Raw genomic sequence first — 15,531 nt, forward strand, 5'->3', positions numbered from 1 at the left:
AGCTGTTGCTGGGGAGAGAGGTATGCTGATCCTTGTCACCGGGGCTACGGGCAAGGTCGGGCGGCGCTTCATTACTGGGCTGCTTGACGAGCCGCGATTTTCCAAGGCACGCATTCGCGCGCTTTGCCATAATCGCGTGCTTGAGGAAACCGACCGCGTCAGTGTCGTGAAGGGTTCGATCGCCGACAGCAATGTTGTCGCAGCGGCCATGGACGGTGTCACCCATGTCCTGCATCTCGCCACCTGCAAGGAAACGCCCGACGATGTGATGGATGTTACCGTCAAGGGGCTGTTCTGGCTGCTGGAAACCTTTCGCCTAAGCCCGACGGCGCGGCAGTTCATCTTGATCGGCGGCGATGCCGGCGTCGGCCATTTCTTCTATCGTCACGACGGGCCGGTGACCGAAAAGACGCCGCATCGCGCCTATCCCGGCTGCTACGCGCTCTCCAAGGTGCTGGAAGAGGTGATGCTCGAGCAGTTCGCCATCCAGTATGGCATCAACAGCTGCTGCCTGCGGGCGCCCTGGATCATGGAGAAGGACGATTTCAAATATACGCTCTCCTTCGGCGACGATGTCTTCGGCGGGCCGGACTGGAAGAGTCTGGTGCCGCCGGCCGATGCGGCGCGTTACGCGCGCGACGGCACTGTGCCGCTACTGCGCGATGCCGACGGGCGGCCGCTGAAGCGCAATTTTGTCCATGTCGACGATCTCGTCTCGGCGATTCTGGCGGCGATCAACAATCCGCGCGCCGTGGGGCAGCTTTTCAACATCGCGATGGATCGGCCGGTCGATTACGGCGAGGTCGCCGCTTATCTCGCCCGCACGCGCGGGCTCGGCTCCGTCGATATTCCGAGCGAATATCACTCGAACTGGATGGACAACAGCAAGGCGAAGTTCCTGTTGGACTGGCGCCCCGTCAACGATCTGGAAAAGCTCATCGATTCAGCCTGGGAATACCGGCGTTCAAGGGAGGAGCCTCGTATCGTCTGGTATCCCGGTTGATAACAGGGCGGACGAAGGCGTCCGCCTTTTCACAAAGGGAGGAAGCTATGAGGAAGGCATTATTGCTGGCTGCCGCTGCAGCTCTGGCGTTCACGGCCGGCGAGGCCATGGCCGCCAAGAAGCAGCTCGTTATCGTCGTCAAGGGTCTCGACAACCCGTTCTTCGAGGCGATCAACCAGGGCTGCCAGAAATGGAACAAGGAAAACGCTTCGGCCGAATATGAATGCTTCTACACCGGCCCGGCATCCACCTCGGATGAAGCCGGCGAAGCGCAGATCGTCCAGGATATGCTCGGCAAGGCCGATACGGCGGCGATTGCCATCTCGCCGTCGAACGCCAAGCTGATCGCCCAGACGCTCAAGACGGCCAATCCGAGCGTGCCTGTCATGACGCTCGATGCCGATCTTGCCGCGGAAGATTCCGCTCTGCGCAAGACCTATCTCGGCACCGACAACTATCTGATGGGGGCGCGGATCGGCGAATACATCAAGAAGGCCAAGCCGAAGGGCGGCAAGATCTGCACCATCGAAGGCAATCCCGGCGCCGACAACATCCTGCGCCGCGCCCAGGGCATGCGTGACACGTTGAGCGGCAAGAAGGGACTCGACGCCCTTAAGGGTGAAGGTGGCTGGACCGAGGTGGCGGGCTGCCCGGTCTTTACCAATGACGACGGCGCCAAGGGCGTGCAGGCGATGACCGACATCCTCGCCGCCAATCCCGACCTCGACGCCTTCGGTATCATGGGCGGCTGGCCGCTGTTCGGCGCTCCGCAGCCCTATCGCGACCTGTTCAAGCCGATGGCCGACAAGATCGCCAAGAACGAGTTCGTCATCGGCGCCGCCGACACCATCGGCGACGAAGTGGCGATCGCCAAGGAGGGCCTGGTAACCGCGCTCGTCGGCCAGCGGCCTTTCGAAATGGGCTACAAGGCGCCGACCGTGATGATGGACCTGATCTCGGGCAAGAAGGTCGATGATCCGGTCTTTACCGGGCTGGACGAGTGCACCAAGGATACGGTCGACACCTGCATCCAGAAATGACGCCGCGTTCGGAGCGCCCATTCCGGTGGGCGCTCCCCTGGCCTACCTTTCGATCTCCGAAAAGATCCAGTCGGAAAAAGCGCGCATGGCCGCCGTGACCGGCCGCGACTGCAGGCGCGTCAGCCAATAGCTTCCAAGCGAGATGGCGGTGGCGAAAGGCTGCACGATCGCGCCCGAGCAGAGGTGCCTTGAAAACATCGAGGGCGGGGCGAGCGCCACGCCAAGCCCCTGGAGGGCCGCCTCCATCATGCCGACGGAGGAATCGAAGACGATGCCGGCATTGACCTGGGCGGCCGGCGGCACGCCCGCGGCCTGAAACCAGGTGCTCCACTCATCCGTGCGGTAGCTGCGAAGCAGTGTCGCTCCGGCAAGGTCTGCCGGCGATCGGAGATCATCGGCCAGTTTCGGGGTGCAAAGAGGCGAAAGCGGCGCTTCGAACAGGCGCTGCGCCTCAGTGCCGTGCCATGAGCCGCTGCCGAAGCGGATGGCGAAGTCGAGCCCTTCCGCCGCCGGATCGACGCGGTTGTTGTTGGTGGAAATGCGCAGATCGATGAAGGGATGCCGGCGCTGGAAGTCCGCAAGCCGCGGCAGGAGCCAGCCGACGGCGAAGGTTCCGACGACACCGAGGAACAGCAGTTCGCGCACCTGCCCGGCCTCGATCCTGTCAAGCGTCGTCGCCATCTGGTCGAAGGAGGCGGTGACCGTCGGCAGCAGCGCTTCGCCTTCCGCGGTGATCTTCAAGCCGCGGGGAAGGCGCTGGAACAGCGCCACCCCCAACCGCTTCTCCAGGCCCTTGACCTGCTGGCTGACGGCCGCCTGGGTGACGCAGAGCTCGATTGCAGCGCGGGTGAAGCTCAGATGCCGCGCGGAGGCTTCGAAAGCCCTGAGGCCGTTCAGGGGAAGGAATTGCCGAACCATGTGAGCCCTAGAAATTCTTGTGGCTGTTGCGAGATATCATCGTTTGCGGTCATAAAACAGCGCAGCTAATCCCCTCCTCGGCGCATTTTCTGCGCTGCATCGACCTGGCGATTTGGAGATGATTGATATGAAGAATGTGGGGATGGGAATTTTATCGGCCGCCTTGATCTCGGCATGCACTTGCGCAAGCGGCTTTGCCGCCGATGCCGCGAAAGTGAGGGCGATCGCCGACGCCGCGATCAAGCCGGTCATGGAGAAAAACGCCATCCCGGGCATTGCCGTCGGCATCATCGTCGATGGAGAGCAGCACGTTTTCACTTATGGCGTCGAATCGAAGGAGACCGGCCGGCCGGTGGCGCCGACGACGCTGTTCGAACTCGGATCGATCAGCAAGACTTTCACTGCGTCGCTGGCATCTTACGCTGACGCGAAGCGCGCGTTTTCGCTTGACCGCAAGGTGAGCACATATCTGCCGGCGATGAAGGGCAAGCCGTTCGGCGATGTCGTGCTTATCAATCTCGCTACCCATGCCGCCGGCGGATTTCCGTTGCAGCTGCCCGATGACGTCAAGACCGAAAAACAGCTGCTTTCCTATTTCGCCGCCTGGCAGCCCTCTTATGCGGCAGGGACGCAGAGAAGTTACGCCAATCCGAGCATCGGCATGCTCGGCTATATCACCGCGAAGGCCATGGACGGCGATTTCGCCGCCCTTATGGAAGGCAAGCTGTTTGCCGCTCTCGGATTAGAGAGCACCTATATCAATGTGCCGAAATCGCGGATGGCCGATTATGCTCAAGGTTATAAGCGCAATGGCGAGCCGGCGCGGCTGACGCCGGCCCTGCTCTCCTCGGAAGCCTATGGCGTGAGATCGACGGCCGGCGACATGATCCGCTTCGTCGGCGCCAATATGGGCCTGGTCAAGCTCGACGGAACACTGCAGCAAGCGATTACCAGTACCCATACCGGATATTTCAGCGTCGGGAAGATGACCCAGGATCTGATCTGGGAGCAATACGCCTATCCCGCCACGCTGGCGAGCCTGCTCGAAGGCAATTCGCCCGCGATGCTGAAGACCATTCCGGTTTCTGAACTGCGGCCGCCGATGAAGCCGCGTGACGACGTCTGGATCAACAAGACCGGCTCGACCAACGGGTTCGGCGCCTATGTCGCCTTCATTCCGCAGGAGCGCCTTGGAATCGCCATTCTGGCCAATAAAAACTATCCCAACGAGGATCGTGTCGCCGCGGCCTATCGGATATTGACCGCACTTACGGCCGACTGATCGGAAAGGGGCGCAATCGACGTGACGCACGCCAAAGCGGCTGTTCACCCGTCGGACCCTTGAAGCACACGGAGGGCAACGCTCTGAATCAACGTGCTCGTCTCGAGTCGGACTTTAGCCCGATGCGCGACCGCGCCCTTGTGGTAGACCCTTGGCGGCCGGACATGCTGTGGCCGAGCCGGCTGCAGCGTATGTCCAACGACCGCAATCTCGCCCCCCTAGTACACGGGGCGCTACTACCGGGAGTAATGCAAAATTAATAATTAAGATTAATGCGCGAGTATTTCCTAGAATTTCTCTAGGCAATTGCCAGTGCTCATAGAGAATGCTAATAAACAACTACCTTTCTTGAAGTCATCAGGGGCACTGCAAATGAAAACTGTATTGATTTCGGGCGGAGCTGGTTTCATCGGATCGCATCTGTGCGATCGACTTCTGCTTCGGACTGACGTTCAGAAACTCGTTGTTGTCGACAATCTTTGGACCGGACTTTTCGAAAATATCGAACACATCAAAGACCCGCGTTTCCACTTCGTGAAATCGGATGTCGAAAACCTGCAGACATCCGATAAATTCGACGAAATCTACCATCTCGCCTCTCCCGCATCGCCGCCCTGGTATATGAAGGAGCCGAAGCGGACGATTTCCGCCAATCTTCTCGGGGCAATGCGGCTTCTCGATCTCCTGAAAAAGGGGGGTCGTTTCGGCTTTACCTCGTCTTCCGAAGTCTATGGCGATCCGCTCGTCTCGCCGCAGCCGGAATCCTACAAGGGCCAGGTCGACTGTACCGGCCCACGCTCGTCCTACGACGAGAGCAAGCGCTGCACGGAATCGCTGCTGTTCGAGATGCAGCGCACCCAGGGGCTCGACGTCAAGGTCATCCGTCCCTTCAACATTTATGGCCCGAGAACCCGCGCCGACGATGGGCGGGCGGTCTCCAACTTCATCACCCAGGCGCTGTCGGGCCGCCCGATCACCGTGTTCGGCGATGGTCTGCAATCCCGCAGCTGGGGCTATGTCGACGATATCGTCGACGGTTTCGCCCGCTATTTCTGGATAAACCAAACCGACTATAAGGGGCCGCTGAATATCGGCAACGATCGCGAGATTTCGGTTCTCGAGGTCGCGCAATATGTCTCCCGCCTCGTCGGCGGCGCGCCCATCGTGTTCGAGCCGTCACCCCCGCAGGATCCCACCAACCGGCGGCCGGACCTCAGCAATGCGAACTACGTCATGCCCGAGTGGTCGTGTAAGATCAGTTACGAGCAAGGCGTGGCCCGGACGCTCGAATGGTTCAGGGAAAAAATGCAGGCAGACAAGCAATCATCACGGCTGCGCAGCGCGCATCGTTGATGCTGACGGCTTGGGGCGGCTCGCGGCCTTTCGGACGCGCCAAGGGCGCCGATATTCTGAACCCGCGCATCGTGCTTTTCGACGATCGATCTCGATTTAGGCTCAATGCGCACGGCTCAAGGGTTCGATCGAGAGTGTGTTGATGCGGGTACCAATTCCGTCTGATCTCAAGAATATGGAATTTTCCCGTACCCATTCACTATCTCGCCTCGGCTGCAGCAGTCCGGCCGCTACGATTTACTCGTATTTTCATCGAGTGCTGAACGCAATTTCGCCTGCATCCACTGGAGGTGCTGCTCGAATGTATGCGCGCGGAAACTGGGGTTATTGAGGAAGTTCAATGTTAAGTCCGACAAACGCGTAGGGACGTTGTTCGGCAGAGCCTGCCATTCGGCAAGCGCCACAGGAAGATATCTACGTATTGCCTGACGGTTCAGCCACGGACGGAGGTGCCGTGCGTCCCACGGTTCGGCACCGAACTGGTGACACATGTCGCCGACGAGTATCGTCCCATTCACGATACGAGCAGCAAGAGGTCGACGTTCCGCCAGCATAGCTTCGGCTGCCTCAAGGCCTTGGTCCAGATTGATCTCGAGCACCTCGATTTCGTCGGCCGAAGCAGTCGGATCCGGCGGAAGCCGCCAATCCTCACCCAACACTTCGGCGGCGCCGCGAAGATAATGATATCCATTGAGCTGCCGCTCTACCTTCTCATAAAGCCTACGAAGGCCAGCCTTTTCCAACGTTTGGAGGACTCGTGGGCCAGCCTTGACGAGGGGGTCAAGGACAGAACCGGCTCGGGTGGCGATGATCCTTCGCAGACGCTTCTTCCACCCCTTTCTTCCGGCAAACCGATGGATCTCGAGCAGCCGCTGTATGTCGGGGTGCTTGCGAGCCATCAAGGCATCGGAGCGTCCCTCCTGATGCCTGCGCACCATCTTTCCGGTGAGTGTCATCGTCTGATGTTCGAGATGATAGCCGAATGCGTCGGGAGCAAAACGAATTGGAACTCCCTTTTTGATCACACGTAGACCAAATTCGAAGTCTTCTCGTGCACGGGCGAATTGAGGATCGAGCCCGCCCATAGCGTGAAATAGTTCCGCATCCAGCGACAGGTTTCCTGTCAGCACATCGGTAAAAGCGAACCGATGTCCAGGGAGGGAGACGCGCTCGAAGTGCCTCGTCCACCATTCGCGGGCGCTGAGGCGGAAGCGGTCCGTCGCAACGTGCGGAAGTGGCGGATAGGGGCCTATCACTACGCCCCCGGGGTGGCGCTGATGTTCAGCGACATGCGCCGCCACGAAATTGGCTCCCGGCTCGATGTCGTCGTCAAGGAAGATCAATAAACGGCCGCTCGCGACCTGCGACCCCGCATTACGGGCGAGTGCCGGACCGACGCCCGGCAACGACAGGGTTCGAAGGGGAACGCGGGTACGAAGTGACGCAAGCATTGTTGACGTGTCGTCCTCACACCCGTCAGCCACAACCAGGATTTCGAATGCGGGTGTCCCATCGCGCTGAGCGTCGAGCTTTCCCAGAAGCGACCTCAGCATGGCGGCACGATTATGCGTTGGTATGATAACGCTGATGTCAACCATTCTTATGCTCTGCCTTCGCTGCTCGCGCCCGCGCGCGCAGATAACGAACCGGGCCGCTCGCTGCCCCTCTGAACTGGGTTAAGGCGTCGTTGTAGGGCAGGCTGAATTGGTGTGTCTGTCGACGTTGAAAAACTCGCCGAAGAAGCCTGACGTAGGAACGAACCATGCGAGGGAGCGCACGCGGGTTTCCCTCGAACACGAGGGCCTTCGTCAAGATGGCGAACGATGCAGCCTCGTAGCCATACATCTGCTGCTGCAGTTCCTCGCTTGAGCGACGATGGCGGTGCCAGTTCAGAGCCTCGGGATCGTAGATGATCCGATAACCGGCTTCGAGTACACGCCGGAACATGTCCGTGTCGCCGCCCGCCAGGCTGAGGGTTCCAGCGTCGAGGGCCTCGTCGAACCACCCTACCGCGTCAACGATGGTTCGGCGCAATGCCATATTGACACCGGCACCCGCATGCCATCCGGTGAATGGGTCCAGGTTGTGGGCGTCGTAGACCTGTCGCCTGAAGCCACGGCAAAAACCGCCAAAATGTTGAAAGGCGATCTGCGAGTCCGTTTCCAGCTCTGCCGCCATAGTGAGGCCGGTTACGGCCAGCACCAGGGGGTCCTCAAAATTGCGAAGCAAGGTTCTAAGCCATAGCGGGTCGGGGACGGCATCGTCGTCGATGAACGCTACGACGTCTGCTTCTGCGTTGCGAAGGGCAGTATTGCGCGCGACGTCAAGACCAGGGCGCGGTTCGCGCAGATATCTCACAGTGTTGAAGCGGCTGACTAAATCTCGCGTGGCGTCGTTTAATGGGGCATTGTCGACGACGAGGATATCGGCCTTATCGGGCATAGCCAATAACCCGATGAGGCAGCGCTCCAGATCTTCGGTACGATCGCGCGTGCAGATCACGACGGAAGCTTTCGGTAGCTGACTTGGACTCGGCGACGGGTCAGGAAGGGCCAGCCAATGCCTTAACCAAGCCTCGAACACCGACGAACCGGCCGCAGACAGAATCCGGTCCTTGATTGGCGTCTTGCCGCCATCGGTGTCGAAGGCGATCACAGCTTGGCCGCACGGGCGACCGGCGACCCTGATCAGCACAAGTGCACCCTGATAGTCACCCGTCGGTTCAAAATCCGGCGGAAAGTCGAGAATGTCGATGTCTCGAACGGCAAGGCGCATCAGGAGTTCGGATCCGATCTGGGCTGACCCAATGAGCCGTGGTCCGGCGAGGCCGCGGCGGGGCGCGACTGCACCTGCTGCCACAGTGTCGGAGGATTCAGCATACCCTTTCTTGGGCCGGGTCCGGTCACGGCGAGCGGATAGACTTCGGCATGATAATCGTAAACCTGCTGCCAATCTGCCGAAAAAAGGCCCACCGTAATGCGATAGTCGCCTGGAGCCAGGTCGATTCGATTGAGTGTTGTTTCGATGCGCACCGTGTCCGAGTCTGCGACAGGGGCGAATTCGGCCAACTTGCTGTCGATCTCGAAGCAGCACGTATCGTCCGCAGCATAGACGCCGATGACGATAATGGCATTGCGATCTCTGGTGGCACCGACATAGGTAAGTGAAATCGACAGCCGGTCGCCCGCAGCGATGGTGCTTGTCGGCATGCTCTGCTCGTTCAGCAACGCTACGGCTGTGATCTGGAGTTCGCCATTGCCGAACCGGCTGACCTGCGGCACCAGTTCAACGGGCAATTTTGTAACGGCGAACTGTTCGTGCTGGACGCTGGCGACCTTCGCCTCGACCGTCGAGGTATAAAGCGGCAGCATTTCGTCGATTGGCCCGTAGCCCACAACGCGGCCGGCTCTCAGGAATAGCACGTGATCGCAGATTTCTCTTATCTGCGAGACGTCGTGTGACACGAAGAAAATAGTGGCGCCGCCATTCAGTATCTCCTTCACTCTTGCAATGCACTTCTGCTGGAAGGCTTGGTCCCCCACGGCGAGGGCCTCGTCGATAAGCAAGACGTCCGGGCGCACATGGACTGCCACGGCGAATGCCAGGCGCATGCGCATTCCGGTGCTGTAACTACGAACCGGATTCTCAACCGCCGCCTCCAACTCGGCAAAGGCTACAATCTCGTCAAACCGCTCGGCAACCTCGGTCCGCCGCATTCCCGCGATAACCCCCAGCAGAAAGATGTTCTCGCGCCCAGTCAAATCGTCGGTCAGGCCCGCCCCGATGTCGAGCAAGGCGCCAATTCGACCCACCACCTTGATCTGCCCTTCGTCGGGACGACCAACGCCGCCGATCAGACGCAGCAAAGTGGACTTGCCGGCCCCGTTTAGGCCCACCACGCCGACAGCTTGCCCTGGCGTAACCGCAAAGCTGATGTGGCGCAGGCCCCAAAAGCTTTTCGACTGTACCACGGACCGCCCGGACAAAAGGTAACCCTTCAAGGTGGTGGAGCGCGCGCCCCCTTGCGCGCGGTAGCGCTTGCCGACGTCGTGGACGATGATGGCGCCTTGCCTCATAGCTCGTCCACCAGGCGCGCGCTGCCACGCTCGACCAGCCAAATGCCGATAAGAAGCATCGGCAAAGAAATCAGCGCAGTCTTCCAATAGATAGCAACCGGAGGCCACGCGTGCTCGACGAAAATGGCGCGGTAGCCCTCGAGAATCCAGGCCATCGGGTTCCAGGTGTGAATTAACGCCATCGGCTCACTCGCCTTAAGCGGGCTGTAGAACACAGGTGTCAGGTAGAAACCCAGCATCAAAAACACGCCTACCAAATGTTGAGTATCGCGGAAATGGACATGCGCAATCGCGACAAGATAGGACAGACCCATCGTGAACAGCGCCTGCGCAAGGAACACGAGTGGAAGTGCCGCGATGCTTAAAGCAAGGCCCCCAGTCTCGATAAACGAGATGATGAAGAGGAGTGGCAGAGCGAGCAGAAGGTGCACTGCTTGTGTGATGACTGCGACAACAGGAAGTATCCCGATCGGAAAGCCCGGCCGGCGCACCAATTCGCTGCTGCCGGTTATGGAAGTTGCCGCTGCGGGTACCGCAGTGCTGAGCCAGCCCCAGGCCAACACGCCGGAAAAGACAAAAGTGGTGTAGTAGGGAATATTTAAGGGAAGGACGTGACGAAAGATCAGGGAAAAAATCAGCAGCTGGCTCAATGGCCGCATCAAGGACCAGCCGAGGCCAATTGCGGATCTTTGATATCTCATCTTCAGATCGCGAGCCAGAAGTGCTAACAGCAGATCGTTCCATTGCAGACAGATGTCAATCAAGCGCTTGCACTGATCACGACGCCTGTATTGGTCCCGTCGCTTCGCGCGATCAAGCGCTTGATCCTTGAGATGCTCACGCATTTCGGCTCACTTTTGCCATCGGTTAAATACACCTTGCCTCAAAGTAGTAAAGATCATCATACTCGCGAACTGACACGGTAACTCCAGCGTGATCTTTATCGCAGGAAGCAGCAATTATGCCTATAGTTTCCATCATTACACCGGCGCATGGAGCGGAAACAACACTTTCCTCGACGTTGGAGAGCCTGATAGCGCAAAGTCATACTGACTGGGAATGCATCATCATTGATGATGGTTCAACCGATCAGACCGCCGAGATTGCGGACCATTTCGCGGATCGGGATACGCGCTTCCGTGTGCTGCGGCAGGAGCAGAGCGGCGTGTCAGTTGCTCGCAATGCGGGGCTGGCGCAGGCGAAAGGCGACTGGGTCGTCTTCCTCGACTCAGACGACACCTTGGCATCTTCCCACCTCGAAATAATGCTGGGTCACACGCGAACTTTGCCGCAGGCCGACATTCTGCATTGCGGTTGGCGCCGCCTGAAACATGGTGCACCCTGGTGGCAGTCTCACCCCGCGGTCAAAATGGACAATCCGTTTGCCGCAACAGCGCGCTATTGCCCTTTCGCGATCCACGCAGCCTTGGTTCGCCGGTCCCGGCTTACAGAAATAGGCGGCTTCGATCCGGAGATGAAAATGTGCGAGGACTGGGACCTGTGGCAGCGCCTCGCCCGGGCTGGCGCCGAGTTTGCGCCGGTCGAAAGCCTGATGGCCGATGTTAGCGTAACGGCCGGCTCGCTGTCGTCAAACAGGGTCAAACATCTTGATTTTGGTCTTAAGGTGATCCGACGCGGCCACCATTCCGATCCCCGCGTCACCGATCCGGTGCCGGTGCTCGCCCAGGGAGTAACGCAGGCCGCGTTAGCAACAGCCTGCTGGTATCTCGCGATCTGGCTCGTCGGCGCCTCAATAGGTCAAGGCGACAATCCTGGTGAACTGCTCGACCGAGTGGCAGAGCCTATTCCACCTGACGCCGATGTCTACGCGCTCATCGCGGTAATGGTAGACGGGATTGTGGTCGGCGCCTTCGCGGACGAGCCGATTTGGCCCGGACTTTGGTCGAAGATCCAGGACAAGCTTCCCGAGCTGGAGGCCTGGTTTAATCGGCATGGTCCCCAAGAAGCTTTTGGTTCCCTGTTGGTTCGTTCAATGGAGCGAAAGGTCGCTGACCAACTACCGACCAACGTGCTCACCACGATCGGAACAACAAGGATACAGCCAATTGATTTGGATCGCCCTATCGTCGACCTCATCTTGCCCGACATCGAGCGGTTGCGCTGTTGCATCTGGCGAGGTCCGACCCCGCTAGGGCAAGTGGAGTTTGTTGTCTTTGGAGCAATCGAAGCCGATACGATACGAAATCGACTCAGGATGGTGTTCGGCCCGGACTTCGATCAGGATGACGGGCGCGCCGTCTCCACCAGCATGGCGGCGCCAAGCCACCGCGGAGTAGCTCGACGGTTGCTGAAGCTCATGGCGAAAATATCACGTTGGGCCAAAGCTAAGACATCAGCGGGTTGGTGGAGCAAGGAGGAGCCGACACCAACACATGTCGATTCGATATTGGTCACCGCGCATGCCGGGCGCGCCGAATTCGACCGAATTGTCGACGAGGAACGTCGGCGGGCGATTGCAGCCTCGACGCAGATGTTCAATGAGAAGCCGTCGAAAAAAACCGGCCCGGCGGGCGATGAGGTGCCGAGGTACGATACGGAAGCGTACTGGGAGGAGCTTTTTTCCCAGGTCGATCCTTGGGACTACCGAAATAACTATGAGACTGTGAAATATTTTCAAACATTGTCGTTGTTGGACGATCGCCGCTTTTCAAACGGCCTTGAGCTGGCCTGCGCGGAAGGAACCTTTACACGGATGTTGGCGCCCCGCCTCGACAACCTGCTGGCAACCGACATTTCGGCGTCGGCAGTCGCTCGAGCGGCCTCGCTTCAGGACCATGATTCTCCGGTGGCCTATCGGCAGTTGGATCTTTTGAGGGACGAGCTAGGAGGGCCTTACGATCTCATCGTCTGTAGTGAAGTTCTGTACTATTTGGAGAACAGAGAAAAGCTCCGGCAGATAGTCGATAAGATTGCGGGCAGTCTTCGAACTGGTGGTTGGTTCGTTACCGCTCACGCCAACCTCCTGATCGATAGACCGAATGAGACAGGCTTTGGGTGGCCGCATGAATTCGGTGCGATCGGCATAGGTGAGGCGTTTGACCAACATCCGGATTTAACTCTCTCGGCTGAAGCCAAGAGTCCGCTCTATAGAATCCAAAGGTTCGAGAAGGTAGAGCGCGGGGGCTTCCTAGAGCCGACACGGGTGGAAGTAAACACGGCGCAGCCTCTGCCTCTTCAAGTCGCCAGCCAAGTACGCTGGAGAGGCGGGCGAGTTGTGGAATCGGCCGCCGACTGGAACGATGTCCCGATCTTGATGTACCATCAGGTTTCGGACGATGGCCCGGAACAGCTTTCTCGATACCGCCAGTCTCCAGAGGCCTTCGAATCCCAACTGGCCTTCCTGCGCGACGCCGGATGGCGAGGAATGACTTTGGATCGGCTGCTTGCTTGTTTCGACGAAGGCGCCAAACCGCCCGAAAAAACGTTGGTTCTGACCTTCGACGACGCTACACGCGATTTCATGACGCATGCCCTCCCCCTGCTACATCGATATGGCTTCCCATCCTCTCTCTTTGTCCCAACCGATAGGGTCGGCAGCTCTGCAATATGGGATTCGGCCTATGGACCGCCAGCTCCACTACTAACTTGGGAGGAACTTGCGGCGGTCGCGAACAGCGACGTGACGCTGGGCGCCCACGGTGCCCGGCACGTGCGTTTGTCTGCCCTGGCACCGGAGAGCCTGTTGCGAGAGCTTGCTGGCTCCAAGGCTATGCTTGAGAAATGCCTAGGTCGAGAAGTGCTGGCGGTCGCATATCCTTACGGCGACTTCGACCCCGCTATCAGGGAGATAGCCGAACAGTGTGGCTACCGGATCGGGCTAAGCTGCGTCGGTGGCAGGGTGCAGGCAAATGCAGATAAGCTCGCATTGAAAAGACAGGAGGTTTTCCGCGGGATCACCCGATCAGAGTTCGCAAATCTGCTATTTGGCTGAGACAAGAATGGGGGGGTCCACCGTCCAACCCGCATCGTACTTTGTTCCTAAGGCAAATCGGTGATCGGGATTTGAAGAGAAATACGATTTCTGCTTCAGCCACGATCGGGCCTCTCTTTTGAGGCTCCTCATCGCCTTTGATCCCGTGTCGACCACAAGCATCTTGGCTGCAATTGGCTTGTCATGTCGCGACATGGTTGCGACAAGTCTGATGAGCTCGCGGTATCGGCGCTGTTCAACCGCCTTCTGGACGAGCCAGCGGCCACAGCGGCTTAGGCCGGCCCGGACTGCAAAACGCTTTTCCGGGTGTCTCTTGAGCATTTCATCCGCGACCAGAATCCAGGACCGTAGCATTCGCGTCAGGTTGGATGACATGTTGTCTGGCGTTTGGCGATAGCCGACAAGATAATCCGGCACCACCACAAAATCTGAGAATTCAGCGGCCAAGCAGTAGAAGAGGAGATCTTCACAACCCTGCGCGTCACGCTGTTGGAGTGAGGAGTCAAATCCTCCCGTCGCGTCAAGAATATTCCGCCGTACGAGTGGCGAACTTGCATTTCCAATGAAGTTATCCGCAAGTACCTCGTCGAGCACACCTCCCTCGATGGAAACCTCATCACTCCGGTAGATGATGTAGTTGTTGTGATCAATCATTGCATACCAAGTGTAGACCAGGCCGACATTGGGACCACCTCTCTCCAATGCAGCCAGTTGTCGCTCAATTTTATCAGGTGACCAAATGTCATCAGCATCTAGGAATGCCACCAAGTCGGCAGACGTAGAGCGCCAACCCGCATTTCGAGCAGCGGCGACGCCGGAATTTCTTTGCTTCAATACTCGAACACGCGGATCTATCTCAGCGACTGCTTGCGCAATAGCCAGGGTATTGTCCTTAGAACCGTCGTCCACCACGACGATATCGAGCGCATGATGTGTTTGATTGCGAACGCTGCTGATTGTTTCAGCCAGAGTTCGTTCCGCGTTATAGGCAGGGATTACAACAGCAACAGTTACGTCACTTCTTGCCGATTTCTTCAAGCTCTTAACTCCGAAGGCTCCACAATCTCAAATAGGATACATCAAGATGCAGGCTTGAGTGTCAATAATGGGGTAGTGGTTCTTCGAAAAAGGTATTTCTACCCAGCAGCTGTTCCTAGCCTGTAGATGTCGGCCCCGCAGCGCTTTAGCGCAGGCCGCGTCAATCATGCTCGTTCGCAAGATGCCGAACTCAAACCCGCCGATCGTGCCCGTAATGCGCACAACGACCTTGGGCCGACGAGGATCATACACCTGTCGAGATCTATGACGCGCAGCGCGTTGGCGGTACGGCGAAAAGTCCGTTGCGTCTCCTCAAAGATAGGACATCTCCGCCAATCGAGAGAAAAAGAAATGCTCCGGAAAGCCAGTGATTCCACTCCATCGGCAAAGCCTCTCATTCTTAAGTACAATCTAGGAAACTACAAATATCATCGCAGCAATAAAGCGATAAATTGTGAGAAAACACGACAACCCAACAATAATCCGTGACAATAGCGAATTTAATGGCAATCATGTCTTCGTACTGCGCAGGCAATCTTACCCGAGGACCCGTCACCACCCCGGCGGGTCCTCAACTTTGCTAGGACCTTTCCAAGGTGAGCTTGAAGCATTCTGGGGGAGCAGGTTTTCGTCAGGGCAAAGGCGATCGGCTCGGGCATACCTCCTGGTACTCCCGAGCCGATCGCCTTTGGCTGGAGATACCGGGATGGACTGATCGCCAGCCGACTCTGCTTGAGCCAAGAGGATCGTTCAATCTAGCTCGGAGAATCTCGAAAGTTTGCGCAGAGCCAACGGCGATGGTTCCTCGGTCGGGCAAGGAGAGATCGGCGACACCACAAAGCAAAGGACCGAACGACCCTGATGCATCC

At 58.4% G+C, this 15,531-nt stretch carries 11 protein-coding genes; 5 read left to right on the plus strand and 6 right to left on the minus strand.

Annotated features, from left to right (window positions below; all coding sequences use genetic code 11):
- The first annotated feature begins 22 nt into the window (after positions 1 to 22).
- Positions 23 to 1,003: an NAD(P)-dependent oxidoreductase gene (locus CO660_RS01650; RefSeq protein ID WP_097597075.1), complete on the plus strand. Its 981-nt coding sequence runs from the start codon at positions 23 to 25 to the stop codon at positions 1,001 to 1,003.
- Positions 1,004 to 1,050: 47 nt separating this feature from the next.
- Positions 1,051 to 2,043 (plus strand): sugar-binding protein, encoded by a 993-nt coding sequence (locus tag CO660_RS01655; protein ID WP_097597076.1) that lies wholly within the window; start codon positions 1,051 to 1,053, stop codon positions 2,041 to 2,043.
- Positions 2,044 to 2,085: 42 nt separating this feature from the next.
- Here the strand turns inward: CO660_RS01655 and CO660_RS01660 are convergent, their stop codons facing one another.
- Entirely contained in the window at positions 2,086 to 2,961 is an 876-nt protein-coding gene (locus tag CO660_RS01660; RefSeq protein ID WP_097597077.1) for a LysR family transcriptional regulator, read from the minus strand.
- A 127-nt stretch (positions 2,962 to 3,088) separates the two neighbouring features.
- Here CO660_RS01660 and ampC point away from each other — a divergent pair, with 127 nt between their 5' ends.
- Both ampC and CO660_RS01670 read left to right on the plus strand, forming a co-directional pair.
- Positions 3,089 to 4,243, plus strand: coding sequence for a class C beta-lactamase (gene ampC / locus CO660_RS01665; protein WP_097597078.1), 1,155 nt, complete (start codon positions 3,089 to 3,091; stop codon positions 4,241 to 4,243).
- A gap of 372 nt (positions 4,244 to 4,615) precedes the next feature.
- Entirely contained in the window at positions 4,616 to 5,596 is a 981-nt protein-coding gene (locus CO660_RS01670; protein WP_097597079.1) for an NAD-dependent epimerase/dehydratase family protein, read from the plus strand.
- A 230-nt stretch (positions 5,597 to 5,826) separates the two neighbouring features.
- Here the strand turns inward: CO660_RS01670 and CO660_RS01675 are convergent, their stop codons facing one another.
- The 4 genes from CO660_RS01675 to CO660_RS01690 are packed head-to-tail and all read right to left on the minus strand — an operon-like array spanning position 5,827 to position 10,517.
- On the minus strand, positions 5,827 to 7,194 hold the full coding sequence (locus CO660_RS01675) for a glycosyltransferase (RefSeq protein ID WP_097597080.1): 1,368 nt from the start codon (positions 7,192 to 7,194) through the stop codon (positions 5,827 to 5,829).
- The gene (locus CO660_RS01680; protein WP_085779092.1) at positions 7,187 to 8,371 is read right to left on the minus strand and encodes a glycosyltransferase; all 1,185 of its coding nucleotides are present in this window, start codon (positions 8,369 to 8,371) and stop codon (positions 7,187 to 7,189) included. The genes CO660_RS01675 and CO660_RS01680 overlap by 8 nt, the downstream gene beginning before the upstream one ends.
- A complete protein-coding gene (locus CO660_RS01685) occupies positions 8,371 to 9,672 on the minus strand; it encodes an ABC transporter ATP-binding protein (RefSeq protein ID WP_097597081.1) in 1,302 nt (433 codons plus the stop codon). The genes CO660_RS01680 and CO660_RS01685 overlap by 1 nt, the downstream gene beginning before the upstream one ends.
- Positions 9,669 to 10,517, minus strand: a complete 849-nt coding sequence (locus CO660_RS01690) for an ABC transporter permease (protein WP_097597082.1) — start codon at positions 10,515 to 10,517, stop codon at positions 9,669 to 9,671. The genes CO660_RS01685 and CO660_RS01690 overlap by 4 nt, the downstream gene beginning before the upstream one ends.
- A 116-nt stretch (positions 10,518 to 10,633) precedes the next feature.
- On the opposite strand from CO660_RS01690, the gene CO660_RS01695 reads away from it, so the two are divergent.
- Positions 10,634 to 13,624 carry a trifunctional glycosyltransferase/class I SAM-dependent methyltransferase/polysaccharide deacetylase gene (locus tag CO660_RS01695; protein ID WP_097597083.1) on the plus strand — a complete coding sequence of 997 codons (2,991 nt, stop codon included), beginning with the start codon at positions 10,634 to 10,636 and terminating at the stop codon, positions 13,622 to 13,624.
- Here the strand turns inward: CO660_RS01695 and CO660_RS01700 are convergent.
- Positions 13,613 to 14,662: a glycosyltransferase family 2 protein gene (locus CO660_RS01700; protein ID WP_097597084.1), complete on the minus strand. Its 1,050-nt coding sequence runs from the start codon at positions 14,660 to 14,662 to the stop codon at positions 13,613 to 13,615. The two genes, CO660_RS01695 and CO660_RS01700, sit on opposite strands and share 12 nt — an antisense overlap.
- Positions 14,663 to 15,531: the final 869 nt, after the last annotated feature.

Origin of the sequence: Rhizobium sp. L9 (assembly GCF_002531885.1) — a bacterium.
GTDB lineage: Bacteria > Pseudomonadota > Alphaproteobacteria > Rhizobiales > Rhizobiaceae > Rhizobium.